Source organism: Algorimicrobium algoritergicola, from assembly GCF_008086165.1.
GTDB lineage: Bacteria > Bacteroidota > Bacteroidia > Flavobacteriales > Flavobacteriaceae > Algorimicrobium > Algorimicrobium algoritergicola.
Genome location: NZ_VSKL01000001.1, coordinates 813,071 through 825,976 on the forward strand (window position 1 = coordinate 813,071; position 12,906 = coordinate 825,976).

A 12,906-nucleotide genomic window follows, 5' to 3' on the forward strand; every position below is an offset into this window, starting at 1 on the left:
TAAGGATGAAAAGAAGTATAAATAAAAGATGGATTTCTAGAGTGGCGGTTATAGCTGTGGTAGCCGTAACCATGCAAAGCTGTTTGGTTTCTAAAGATTACGAACGTCCTGATTTAGAAGACGAAACGGAAAATTTATTCCGTACAGATGAACTACCAACAGACAGTATGTCCATGGCAGATGTATCTTGGAAAGAGGTATTTACAGACCCGTTTTTAACGCAATATATTGAAGAAGGTTTACAGAATAACATTGATATTCGTATTGCTATTCAACAAATTATTGCTGGTGAAGCTTATATGAAACAAGGAAACGCGGGTTACTTGCCAACCTTAAGTGCTGGCGCATCGGTGGCACATCAGAAATTGTCTGATAATAGTCAGTTTGGGGCATTTACTAATGGTTCTATTGATCAGTATGAAGCCGTAGCTAATTTATCTTGGGAAGCCGATATCTGGGGGAAAATCCGCAGTAATAAACGTGCGTTTCATGCTGGTTATTTAAAAAGTATTGCAGCGCATCAAGCTGTAAAAACAAGACTAATTGAAAGTATTGCTACTACGTATTATACATTAGTTGCTTTGGATGCCCAACTGGAAATTACCAAAGAAACCATTGAAACTCGTAGAAAAACGGTTACGGCAATTGAGTCTTTAAAAGAAGCTGGACAAGTAACCCAAGTGGCCGTAGACCAAAACGTGGCGCAATACAACAATGCGCGCGTACTTCAAATTGAGATTGAGCGTCAAATTTTTAGAACGGAAAATGCGTTAAGTATTTTGTTGGCAAAACAACCGCAAACGTACCAACGAAGCACCTTAAGCGAACAGGAAATTACAACCGAAATGAAACTTGGTGTGCCTTACATTTTATTGCGCAACAGGCCAGATGTAATTGCCGCTGAAAATGATTTCATTCAAGCTTTTGAAATGACTAATGTTGCCAAAGCTAACTTTTATCCGTCCTTAACCTTAAGTGCATCGGGTGGATTTCAAAGTTTGGAGTTTCAGAATTGGTTTGATACCAGTTCACTTTTCGCAAATTTAGTAGGTGGGTTAGCACAGCCTATTTTTAATCAGCGTAAAGTTAGAACGCAATTCGAAGTATCTCAAGCGCAACAAGAGCAAGCCTTATTAAACTTTAAGCAAACTCTGTTGGTGGCAGGACAAGAAGTATCCGATGCCTTGTATAGCTATAAGGCAGAAGAAGATAAGTTCGAATTCCGTGAAAATGAAGTGGAAGCCTTGCGTCGTGCAGAATCTAATTCAGAAACCTTATTAGATAATGGGTATGCTAACTATTTAGATTTATTAACGGCTAGACAAAGTGTGTTGGTAGCAGAATTGAATACCATTGATAATAAGTTAGAACAATTGCTATCGGTTGTTAGATTTTACAAAGCACTAGGTGGTGGTTGGAAATAACGGAAGGACCACCATGTTATGATAAATAAGCAAGACATACTTTTGTGCTCCATTACCAACTTCACCAAGTTTGGTAGCAAACGGTTTACATTAGATGATCTGGCTTTGGAATTAGGCATTTCAAAAAAAACAATTTACCAGTATTTTAATGGTAAAGAAGCCTTGGTAGCTGAAAGTTTAAGCTACTTATTAGATAACTACGTGGAGGAGATTGAGGCTATTCAAGAGCGTGAAGATTTAGATGCCATTGAAAAAATAATTACCATTTATAAACGTGGGTTTGAATATTTAAAACACTTCAAGCCCGCGTTTTTATTTGGTATTAAAAAATACTATCCCAAAGCCGATGGGGTTTTTACAGCATTTTCAGATCGGTTAGTCAATACCATTATATACACCCTATTAGTAAAGGCTCAACAACAGCAAATAATTAAACCACGGGTAGATGTAGCTTTGGTTGCCAAATTATACATGTTGCGCGTAGATAATGTGGCCTTTAAGGACGATAATTTATTTAAAACCTACAGTTTATCTACCGTTTTAAACCACCTGATTATTTATAATCTGCGTGGCATTACAGTTTCTGGTTATTCTAACGCTTTTTTTGAATAGTTTTTTATTTTTGCATACATAAAGGTTTAGTAATACAAACATCATTAATTTAATCGTTCCACAAGGGAATACGTAGCTTATGAAAAAAGATATTATAATTCCAAAAGTAGATGGTGTTTATGTGGCGATTGTAAATGAATATAACGACATCTATAAAACTCAAGATTGGAACGCGTATATTATAAACGATAAGGCGGTGGATTTGGAAATGGTAATTATTGTTACCAGTGGCTATTCTCAAGATAAAGCGACGTCAATATTCAGAAAAAAGCTGGATAAACTTCCAGCCAAAAGCTATGCGAAAATTGAACTCATGCAGGAAGACTTATTTGCATTGAACAATCAGTTTCAAGTCACGTTTTTTGAAGGTAATACCATGTTTGATAAAACCTATCTCTTCCGAAAAAATACCATTAATTTAAAAGCCTTGCAAACCATTCCATTAATGGAAGCTAAAGGTGTTTTGGTAAAATAGTAATTCGGATAAGAATTTTTTTATTAACAATAGCCGTTTAAAAACAGCCCTGTATTTATGTTGTGGGTTCTTCTTAAGAAGGTATAAACTGAAGTACTGTGAATAAATATTTACTTCCGGTAAAAAAAACGTATTGATTCACTACCTTTTTGTATTAGCTTTGACCATAGAAAATTCAGTTTTGTGACCAAGGAGAATAACTAAAACCTTGAAATAACCATCAAAAAAACCAAGTAAAACTCATGCATTTACCATTATTACAGGACATTTTAATTCTTTTAGTTTTTTCGGTAGCTATTGTTTTTGGTCTACAAAAACTCAAACTTCCTTCTATAATTGGTTTTCTGTTAACAGGAGTCGTTATTGGACCCTATGGATTAAGTCTTATTGAGGCCGTTGAACAAGTAGAAACACTTTCTGAAATTGGCGTTATTTTATTACTGTTTGTTATAGGAATGGAACTTTCCATCAAGCAATTAGTCTCCATCAAAAAAACGGTTTTTATAGGCGGATTTTTCCAAGTAGGAATTACCGTAGCCGTATCAGCCCTTATTTATTACCTATTAGGATTTTCTTGGAATGAAGCTGTATTTGTCGGTTTCCTGTTCTCTCTATCCAGTACAGCCATTGTTTTAAAAACCTTGCAAGATAGGCATGAAATATCAGCACCTCATGCCAGAAATGCCTTGGCCATTTTAATTTTTCAGGATATTATTGTCGTGCCTATGATGCTTGTTACACCAATGATAGCAGGAGAATCCTCCAACATAGGTGTAAGTATTTTATCGCTCTTGTTAAAATCGGGTATTGTAGTGGTTATTACCTATGTCAGCGCGCGCTATATTGTTCCTAGGTTAATGCATGCTGTGGCAAAAACCAATAGTAAGGAACTGTTTTTGTTAGTGACCATTACCATTTGCTTTGCGGTGGCATTCCTAACCTCGGAAGCCGGATTATCATTAGCACTAGGAGCCTTTTTAGCAGGTCTTATTGTTTCAGAGTCTGAATATAGCCATCAAGCTACCAGTATTATTTTACCGTTTCGTGAGCTTTTTACAAGTTTCTTTTTCGTGTCCGTGGGGATGCTATTGGATTTAAACTTTTTCTTAAATAATATACCTATTATTCTCCTGTTATTAGTGACGGTTTTGATTCTTAAATCAGCCATTACAGCAGGCGCCGTGGCCATTCTGAAATACCCTGCTAAAACGGTAATATTAACAGGTTTATCGCTTTTTCAAGTGGGTGAATTTGCTTTTATACTTTCCAAAGTAGGCATTGAATACGGGTTGTTAACAACGGAAACGAACCAATATTTTCTATCCGTTTCTATCCTCTCCATGATTTTAACGCCGTTTGTTATTATTTTTTCGGGCACAATTGCGGACAAGCTTATAGGTGTCAGCAAAAAATTAGGATTGAATGGCACGACAGATCCGGAAATTGATTACGAAGAATTGGACAATCAGGATTTAGAAAACCATTTGGTTATTATTGGTTATGGTGTTAATGGTAGCAACTTGGCAAAAGCCGCAGCAGCTAACAATATTCCGTATGTGGTTATTGAAATAGATGCCGAAAAAGTAAAGCGTGAAAAACAAAAGGGTGTTCCTATTATTTTTGCAGATGCCACGGAAGATCATATTCTGGAAACGGTCAGACTTTCTTATGCTAGAGTAGCCGTAATAGCCATTTCAAATCATGTGGCTACCCAAAACATTATTAAAAGTATTCGGTCCCATTCGGATTCATTGTATCTGGTGGTTAGAACGCGATATGTTAAGCAAACGTCTGAATTATTCGCATTAGGTGCCGATGAGGTTATTCCGGAAGAGTTTGAAACATCCGTGCAAATATTTACCCACGTACTTCAAAATTTCCTGGTACCAGAAGATGATATTGAGCATCTGGTTGAAAATATTAGAGCTGATAACTACCAACTATTCAAAGGCGAATTAAAACGCCCAAAAACCTATAGGCCGAACAAGGAATTAGCCGATTTTAATATTACCTGTTTACGGATGAGTTCTGATAGTAATAAATTTATCGGGAAACCATTAAGTGAATTGAATTTAAGAGCCAAATATGGTATTAATGTTTTGGGTATCAAACGCAAAAATAATATGCTAGAAAGCATTCAACCAGATGAAATTATGATCCAAGGCGATGTGTTGTACATTCAAGGAAATCAGAGTAAAATTGAGCAGTTTCATAAAATGATTAAATAAACGGGCTCCTGCGAAGTATTGATTTATAATGTTCTCGTTAATTTGCATGTGACTAACCGTATAACATTTTTGGTAATATTTAAATACATCACCAATTTTAAAAACTAATATGACAAAATTAAAAAATAAAAAAGCCATTATTACGGGTGGCGGAAGAGGGCTTGGAAAAGCAACGGCTCTGGCATTTGCCAATGAAGGAATTGATATTGCCATAACAGGTAGAAATGAAGCTGTTTTAAAAGAAACCGTTTTAGAACTAGAGGCATTGGGCGTAAAGGCTATTTATTCCGTATTTGATGTCAGTGATTATGAATCTGTTAAAAATGGGATTAAAACTATTATCAATGAATTAGGTTCGGTGGATATTTTAGTAAATAATGCTGGTATTGCAGCCTTTGGAACCTTGAATGACATGAAAGTTGATCAGTGGGCGCAAATAATTCAAACGAACGTCATGGGAATGTATTACGTAACGAAAGAAGTTTTACCGTATTTAATAAATCAAAATGAAGGTGATATTATTAATGTTTCATCTACAGCTGGATTGAGTGGAAATGCTAGCACTTCTGCCTATTCAGCATCCAAATTTGCCGTTATTGGCATGTCTGAATCCTTAATGAAAGAAGTGCGTAAAAACAACATTCGCGTTTGTACCGTTACGCCAAGCACCATAGTTTCTGATATGTCTATAGGATTAGGAATTGCAAACAAAGATTCTGAAGAACGTGTTTTACAGCCTGAAGATTTTGCAGAATTACTAGTTGCTGGTTTAAAACTACCCAGAAGAGCCATGCTTAAAAGTGCTGCTTTATGGTCCACAAATCCGTAAGTAATATACAAATCCGTCAGGTATAATCAAACATCAGCATTAAACGCATGAAGCATAATGTCAAGCACGAATAGAAAATAAGTAGAAACAACACGCTTTTTTAAAAGGACTGGTACGCATTTAGGTTTTAGTGGTATCTTTGCAGCATTCAATGGTATATTCCGCAGAAGAGTTTTTTCTATGTTATTAGATGTCCAAATTACCAAAAGCGCATAAATTTCTGGATCTTTCAGATTATGGAAGACCACTAGCACGCGTTATTGCAAACGCTTTACAACACACCGCATTTACGCCTATTCATGTTACAATTGGTTTCATTATATCTGGGCTTATTGGGATTTACTGTATTACCCAAGGGTATTATTGGTTGGCTGCATTCTTTTTAATTTTTAAGTCTATTCTAGATGCTGCTGATGGCGAATTGGCACGTGTAAAACAAAAACCTTCCTATACAGGTCGTTATTTAGATTCGGTTGCCGATATTTTTTTAAATGCCTTAATCTTTGTGGCGATTTGGTCGGTTAGTACCACCAATATTTGGATCTGTCTATTGGCATTTTTAGGCTTGCAATTACAAGGCACGTTGTACAATTACTACTATGTTATTTTAAGAAATAAATTTGATGGTGATACCACGAGTCGCGTGTTTGAAGATGAAACTCCCGTTGCATTGCATGGCGAAAAGCAGAAACATGTGGATATTCTTTTTGGCTTGTATAAACTGTTTTATGGTGTTTTTGATAAGACCATTTATGCATTAGATCGTCAAGCAGATCAAGGTAAAACCATGCCTAATTTTTTAATGACGAGTATTTCTACCTTTGGTTTAGGGTTTCAATTACTTGTTATTTCCATCATGTTGGTATTAGGCTTAAAAGCGTTTATTTTGCCTTTCTTTTTAGGATATACTGTTATGGTTTTTGTTTTTATTGGTATCCGGAAGTTTTTCTATTAATGATTATATTACCAGTTAAAATTTAAAAAATGGCTCACGGTAGTTTATCACATTTCAAAGCAGCGTTAGAACGTAAAAAGTCTCGTGACGCTAAACGGCGAAAAACCTTTGATGATGGTAGTCAGGCTTACAAAAGTTTAGATGCTAAAACGGAATATAGTTTTCCAGAATTATCAGATGCTGAAATGGAAACGGTTAAAGAGGATATTCGTAAAAAACTGGAAGCCGATAAGAGAAAGGAACGGCTTATAGGTGCTGTAATTATTGTAACTGTCGTTATTGCACTCGCGTATTTTATATATAAAAAAGCCTAACTTCTGTTAGGCCTTTCTTTTAATCTAGTTTATCTGTCAATTTTTTGAATACCGCTTTTGGTTCTTTTCCTTCATATAAAACGGCATAAACCGCATCTATAATAGGTGTTTTCGTTTTACTTTTATTTTTTTCGTTGAGTAAATGCGCGCTTTTTGTGGCATAATAGCCTTCAGCCACCATATTCATTTCCATTTGCGCTGATTTTACCGTGTAACCTTTCCCAATCATATTCCCAAACATCCGATTTCTAGAAAACACCGAATAACCGGTTACTAATAAATCGCCTAAATAAGCCGAGTTATTAATGTTTCGTTTCATCTTATGCATTTTCTTAATAAAACGCTTCATTTCCCGAATGGCATTACTCATTAGCACACTCTGAAAATTATCACCATAGCCCAAGCCATGGGCAATTCCGGCTGCAATGGCATAAATATTTTTCAGCATGACGGCATATTCCGTACCAATAATATCGTCACTAATTTTTGTTTTTATATAATCGCTAGCTAATGCATTGGCAATTTCTGTCGCTTTTTCTGGATCAGCACACGAAATGGTGAGGTATGATAAACGCTCTAAAGCCACTTCTTCCGCGTGACAAGGTCCTGCAATAACCGCTATGTTTTCAAAGGGTATTTTATAAATATCATGAAAATGCTCACCAACCAATAAACTGGATTCTGGAATGATACCTTTTACTGCAGAAACAATGGTTTTCTGTGAAACATCAGCCGTTAATTTTTCTAATTCGCTATACATAAAAGCAGAGGGAATGGCAAAGATTAAAACATCGGCATATTCAGCCATTTCATTAATGTCATTGCTTAATTTTAATTGCTCCACTTTAAACTCAACCGAACTTAAATAACTCGGATTGTGTTGTTCTTTTAGTAAATGCTCCTTGGTGTAAACACTACGCATATACCATCCCACTTCATCTAAATTTTCAGAAAGCATTTTTACAATAGCTGTGGCCCAACTTCCAGAACCGAAAACAGCGTATTTTAAAGGTTTACTCATAATTTGTATGGTCTTTAGTATTTCAAAAATACATAAAATATTACGCTTTATCGATATGTAAAGTCCATGCTTTTTTCATTTTGGCACGTGTTTTGAAATCCTAGTAATAATAACTTTAAAATGATGGACTTATAAAACGAGCATGCCAAACGCTTTTATTACTCAAACGAATGATTAATAGCGAACAGCATGTGTCAATAAAACATCAATAAAAAACGAACACATGAAAACGATAAAACTACTTTTCGCATTTGCAATTTCAGCAACGCTTTTTACCTCGTGTTATACCGATGAAATTATTGTGGATAATTACAATCCAGGACCAGAGCCTTCCATGTCTTTAAATCAGTTATTGAATCGTTATGAGCTATGGTATGTGGATATTAATGAAACTATTGGTTATAACGAAACGCCATTTTTACAAATTGCGTTTACCATATCCTTTAGAAATGGTAATTTATTTGCTAATAATAACTTGGTAGGATTTGGCGATCAAGGGAACGGATTTGGTATTCAAACAGGAACCTATGATGCATATACTAATATTTTGGATGTCTACCACGTCATTGATGGTTACCAAACCTTTGATGTGTACCAAATAGATAGTAATACGATTGAATTGTACAACCCGAATAACGATACATCCTACTTTTTAGATGGTTACCAACGTAGCAATTTTGATTATGACTACGTGTTTTATGATAATATTCATTATTTCTTACAGGAATATGAAGCTTGGAAAAAAACATATACCAGTCCTACAGGAGCACCAAACGAATTTGATTATGAAAACTATTTACAGTTTTTAGCTGGTGGAAATGACTCCGAATTTAGAAGCTCGCAAGATGTAAATGTGTACAATCCGAATAATATTTTTTGGGATTACACCGGACTTTATAATGTTGGAAACATATCGGGAAATAGATATTTAAAAACGCTGACATTGGATTATGATTATTTTGCTAATGAGTTTTTTGAACTCCGCGTTTTAAATGATGCGAAAATAGAATTGTATCAGCCAACATCCGGAACAGTTTATGAATTTACAGGTCGTGGGTATATTCAGTTTTTGAAAAATGCTGAAGGCAAACAAACGGATCAGCTTAAAAAGCGAAAGTTTAAAGCTGAAAAACAAGATAATCCACGTGAACCAATTCGTGAAAAAATATAAAATATTTAATTAGTCTATAAATTTGAGGGAACTGCCTGATGAGAAATCAAAAGGCGGTTCTTTTTTGTGTTAAAAAACTCAAAATAAGCAAGTGTAACAAGCATTATTTTTGTAAATTATGACGTCAAGAAATCAACTATTAACATTAAAAAACAAGAAAACAATTATGGGATTATTTTCATTTATTAAAAATGCAGGCGCTAAAGTATTTGGTATCGGAAAAACAGATGCAGAAGAAGCAGCCGAAGTAAAAGCAGATGCAGCAGCAGCTAAACTAGAACGTGAATCGGCAGCAGCAAGCCGAATGGAAGAAACGGTTTCCGATTTAAAACTGGAAGCTAAAAACTTAAAAGTAAAAATTGATGGTGATACAGCAACCATTAGCGGAATGGCTTATGATCAAGCTACACGCGAAAAAATTATATTAGTCGTAGGAAACTCTAACGGTATTGCAGTAGTAGATGACCAAATGACGGTTGAACACAAAGAACCAGAAGCACAATTTCATACGGTTGTAAGTGGAGATACTTTAGGGAAAATAGCGAAGAAATTCTACGGAAATGCTATGAAATACCCAGTTATTTTTGATGCCAATAAGCCCATGTTAACGGATCCTGATAAAATTTATCCAGGACAAGTATTACGTATTCCTGCTTTAGATTAAGTCAAGGAATTTATAAAATTAGAAAAGCCAACTTCATGAGTTGGCTTTTTTATTTTGTGAAATTAACAGTATTTAATTTGGTCTTAATTTAATTAAATCACTTTCTGATAAAAACTGTCTGACTAAAGAATAAAGATTTTGATTTGTGTTACTGGTGTCTTTTATTTTCATATCTATTTTATAATCCATGTAAGGTTCAGTAGGCACAAAATCTATTATACTGTCTTTAGAACTTAAACTCCATTCAGTAGATTTTAGTAAAAATATAATATCACAATCTTGAGCTTCCAAGGCATTTCCATTCGTGGTATTAAAATTTACAATAGAATTTGATGTTTTAGAAGCTCTTTGCCATGTAACTTTAATCATATCATTTTCATACTGATTTATTGTTTCATCTGGAAAAAATAAACCGATAGATAAAAGTGTCATTAATACAAAATTCCATGCGGCATGAAATATAATTGATTTCAATAAATTGAAGTTAATACAAATCCAAATAGAGAAGAAACCAAAAGCAAACCTGTAAAGAAAACCTTGAAGAGATGATATGGTAAAAAGTTGATCTAGGTCTAAATGAAAAAGAGAAAACAATAATGCATTTCCAACATACAAACTAATTACTAGTGTGTTTGGTCTTTTATAAAAACTTACTATTAATAATGCTATATATATCATCATTAATGTTTTGAGTAGTAAACTTTCAGAAATTAGTAGAAAAACAAATAAACCAATAATAGAAATTATTCTGATACTTTTAGATTTATTAAACCCTCCTCTAAAACTTAATTCTTCTGTAATAGGTGCAACAAATATGGCAATACACAAAAACAAAAAGTATGGAACTTTAAAGTATTCACTTCCAGTAAAGTAGTCATGAGATGAAGGGGACACTAATAGATATAAGGAGGTCATTAACCCTAGAGCAAGAATAACAACACCTAGGGTTAACAACCAGTTATATTTATATTTTAATATTAACTTATTCAGAAAATAAAATTTTAATTTTTAACACAGGTTAAGGAACAATCATCTCCGCCCCACCATGAAGAAGATGCCTGCATATTTGTCGGAGTTCCACCCGATGCCAAACATGCTTGCATTTGAGCGAGACAAACTTGGGTCATATCCATTGTTGGTCCAGAAGTAACTATATCAACAACAACTGCTACAACTTCAACTAAAACTGTAACACAAGGCCAACAAAATTTAGCATTTCCTTGCAAATTTGTGAAACCCATATCTGACTCAAAAAACATATCATCTACTGTAACTCCAAGATTCGTTTTGAAACTGAATTTAAGGAGACTATCATTAACAACTTCAATGTTGTAAAACTTTATAGTTTCATTCGAGTTTTGGCTATTTTTAATTGTGTACGATTCATTCGTGTTATTGATTTCCAATTCAGCACTCGTATGATTATTAGCAATATCGTATTGTAAAACTCCTTGACTGAAACGTGAAATTTTGTTATCAATACTATTAATACGATATTCTACTCCGTCATTTGTATATATAGAATTATTACTACCTTTATATAGGTTGTTGATTTCTGTAGGATTACTTATTGAATTATTAGAGGAATTTTCTGTAATTGGATTGTTATCACTTGAACAACTAATCAGGATTAAAGACATAAGAGCAATAGTAAAAGCGAATTTAATTTTTATTAATTTCATTTGTTTTTGATTTTAGGTTAAATATTAGACTTGGGTTTTTTGTTATAACAAAAACAAATAAAACAAATAAAACAAATAAAACAAAATGGGAAGTATGTAGTTAAACGAAATTAACATTTCATAATTATTTGTGTTTTATTTTGAAAGCAAAAAACATATGATACAAGTTTTAACTCAGATTAATAGTCATAATATCAACTGTTCCTGATAAAATTTATCCAGGACAAGTATTACGTATACCAGCAGTAGATAAAGCTTAAAAAATAGTAGGTATAGAATAAAAGAGGCTGTCTGAAAAGTAATTACCCATTGTCAAACTGAGCGCAGTCGAAGTTTAGTGTTTTGAAAATCAGAACATTTCCACTTCGCTCAATATGACATTTAGAGAGGAATTTTACTTTTCAGACCGCCTCTTTTTTGTTTTAAAGCAACCTAAAACCTTCTAAAAACAGGCACCATTAAATTGGCATTCCCAGTGAATGCCGTGAAGCGCGGAATCGCTATCCATTCCTCAAAAGCATTTGTTTAAAAGTCCTAATTATAAATCAATTTCATAATAGCATTCGCAACATGCGGTCTGTAATGCGATGTATCATAATAATTATAAGCCGGTTCCGTAAAATTATTTTTTCCTGAAAAATTATAAAGATGCGCGCTTCCAAAAACAGTTTCTAGTAATTCTACATGTTCCGTTTCCATGGGAATTTGATTGTAAATAGGTGATATAACAATTTTATATTGCGTGTTATGTTTATCGAAAATAGCTTTAATGCGATTTAATTGCGCAATTTCTTCAACGCTTACAATGGATTTTGGCGTATTAAGATCCTTCCGATTATAAAACACGTGCTTCTCGTTGAGATTCTCGTAGAATGCTAATGAATCCTTCTGGATTTCTTCATCCCAGCCATACCAGATATCGCAGGTTTTTGTGTTTACCACATCTTTATATTCCGAATGATTAATATAAGCTCTCATATAATCACGATAGGTATTGGTGAGTGAAAAATCTGTATAAGCCATCAGAAACTGCGGGTTTAAAGATGCTTTTAAAAACTTACCATAATAATCTAATTTTGAAGCTTTTGAAATCTGTGGATCGGGAACCGAAACATGACTAATACGAGGCGTTGTTAAATCTAAAATAGACCTATCAATAATTACAAGAGCATGTTTAATAGAGTCTCCAAGTTCATCAATATATTCAATCTTTTTTGAAATTCCCCAAAGCCCTTCGCCAAAGGCATCAAAGTGAAAAGGTTTTGCATCAGGATCTAAATAGGCTTTCCAGTTTTCACATTTAAAAGCGTGAGATCGGGAACTTCCGAATATAAAGGCGTTGTAATTTTCTACGTCTCTAAAATGTCTGTAGCTTTTAGCCGTAACCATTTCCCGATTAATTACGATTTTCTGTGTGACATAATAATCCTGAAAGCCTAAAACCTTAAAAAAGTCCATAGCAATAACAGCTACTAATACAATAATAGCTGGAATTAAAAAGAGTAAAGACGTTTTTAAAAACGATTTCATA

13 protein-coding genes are annotated in these 12,906 nt (G+C 34.1%); 9 read left to right on the forward strand and 4 right to left on the reverse strand.

Going from position 1 to position 12,906, the window contains the following annotated elements; all coding sequences use genetic code 11:
* Window positions 1-5: 5 nt before the first annotated feature.
* The 7 genes from ES675_RS03815 (at window position 6) to ES675_RS03845 (ending at window position 6,837) form a co-directional block, all read left to right on the forward strand.
* Window positions 6-1,424, forward strand: coding sequence for an efflux transporter outer membrane subunit (locus ES675_RS03815; protein WP_066247360.1), 1,419 nt, complete (start codon window positions 6-8; stop codon window positions 1,422-1,424).
* An 18-nt stretch (window positions 1,425-1,442) separates the two neighbouring features.
* Window positions 1,443-2,036 (forward strand): TetR/AcrR family transcriptional regulator, encoded by a 594-nt coding sequence (locus ES675_RS03820; protein ID WP_066247363.1) that lies wholly within the window; start codon window positions 1,443-1,445, stop codon window positions 2,034-2,036.
* Window positions 2,037-2,115: 79 nt separating this feature from the next.
* Window positions 2,116-2,511, forward strand: coding sequence for a hypothetical protein (locus ES675_RS03825; RefSeq protein ID WP_066247367.1), 396 nt, complete (start codon window positions 2,116-2,118; stop codon window positions 2,509-2,511).
* 242 nt (window positions 2,512-2,753) lie between these two features.
* The gene (locus tag ES675_RS03830) at window positions 2,754-4,739 is read left to right on the forward strand and encodes a monovalent cation:proton antiporter family protein (RefSeq protein ID WP_066247370.1); all 1,986 of its coding nucleotides are present in this window, start codon (window positions 2,754-2,756) and stop codon (window positions 4,737-4,739) included.
* A gap of 109 nt (window positions 4,740-4,848) precedes the next feature.
* Entirely contained in the window at window positions 4,849-5,568 is a 720-nt protein-coding gene (locus ES675_RS03835) for a 3-ketoacyl-ACP reductase (RefSeq protein ID WP_066247373.1), read from the forward strand.
* A gap of 190 nt (window positions 5,569-5,758) precedes the next feature.
* The gene (locus ES675_RS03840) at window positions 5,759-6,523 is read left to right on the forward strand and encodes a CDP-alcohol phosphatidyltransferase family protein (protein WP_066247381.1); all 765 of its coding nucleotides are present in this window, start codon (window positions 5,759-5,761) and stop codon (window positions 6,521-6,523) included.
* A 29-nt stretch (window positions 6,524-6,552) separates the two neighbouring features.
* The gene (locus ES675_RS03845; protein WP_066247384.1) at window positions 6,553-6,837 is read left to right on the forward strand and encodes a hypothetical protein; all 285 of its coding nucleotides are present in this window, start codon (window positions 6,553-6,555) and stop codon (window positions 6,835-6,837) included.
* A 19-nt stretch (window positions 6,838-6,856) separates the two neighbouring features.
* Here the strand turns inward: ES675_RS03845 and ES675_RS03850 are convergent, their stop codons facing one another.
* Complete coding sequence (locus ES675_RS03850) at window positions 6,857-7,858, reverse strand: NAD(P)H-dependent glycerol-3-phosphate dehydrogenase (protein WP_066247390.1); 1,002 nt, start codon at window positions 7,856-7,858, stop codon at window positions 6,857-6,859.
* Window positions 7,859-8,081: 223 nt separating this feature from the next.
* Here ES675_RS03850 and ES675_RS03855 point away from each other — a divergent pair, with 223 nt between their 5' ends.
* On the forward strand, window positions 8,082-9,029 hold the full coding sequence (locus ES675_RS03855) for a nicotinic acid mononucleotide adenyltransferase (protein ID WP_066247392.1): 948 nt from the start codon (window positions 8,082-8,084) through the stop codon (window positions 9,027-9,029).
* Window positions 9,030-9,195: 166 nt separating this feature from the next.
* Window positions 9,196-9,693, forward strand: coding sequence for a peptidoglycan-binding protein LysM (lysM, locus tag ES675_RS03860; protein ID WP_066247656.1), 498 nt, complete (start codon window positions 9,196-9,198; stop codon window positions 9,691-9,693).
* Window positions 9,694-9,765: 72 nt separating this feature from the next.
* Here the strand turns inward: lysM and ES675_RS03865 are convergent, their stop codons facing one another.
* The 3 genes from ES675_RS03865 to ES675_RS03875 all read right to left on the reverse strand — a co-directional run bounded on the left by ES675_RS03865 (window position 9,766) and on the right by ES675_RS03875 (window position 12,905).
* A complete protein-coding gene (locus ES675_RS03865; RefSeq protein ID WP_148367260.1) occupies window positions 9,766-10,647 on the reverse strand; it encodes a CPBP family intramembrane glutamic endopeptidase in 882 nt (293 codons plus the stop codon).
* Between the two features lie 47 nt (window positions 10,648-10,694).
* Complete coding sequence (locus ES675_RS03870; RefSeq protein WP_066247397.1) at window positions 10,695-11,375, reverse strand: hypothetical protein; 681 nt, start codon at window positions 11,373-11,375, stop codon at window positions 10,695-10,697.
* Between the two features lie 534 nt (window positions 11,376-11,909).
* Complete coding sequence (locus tag ES675_RS03875) at window positions 11,910-12,905, reverse strand: hypothetical protein (RefSeq protein ID WP_066247399.1); 996 nt, start codon at window positions 12,903-12,905, stop codon at window positions 11,910-11,912.
* Window position 12,906 lies beyond the last annotated feature (1 nt).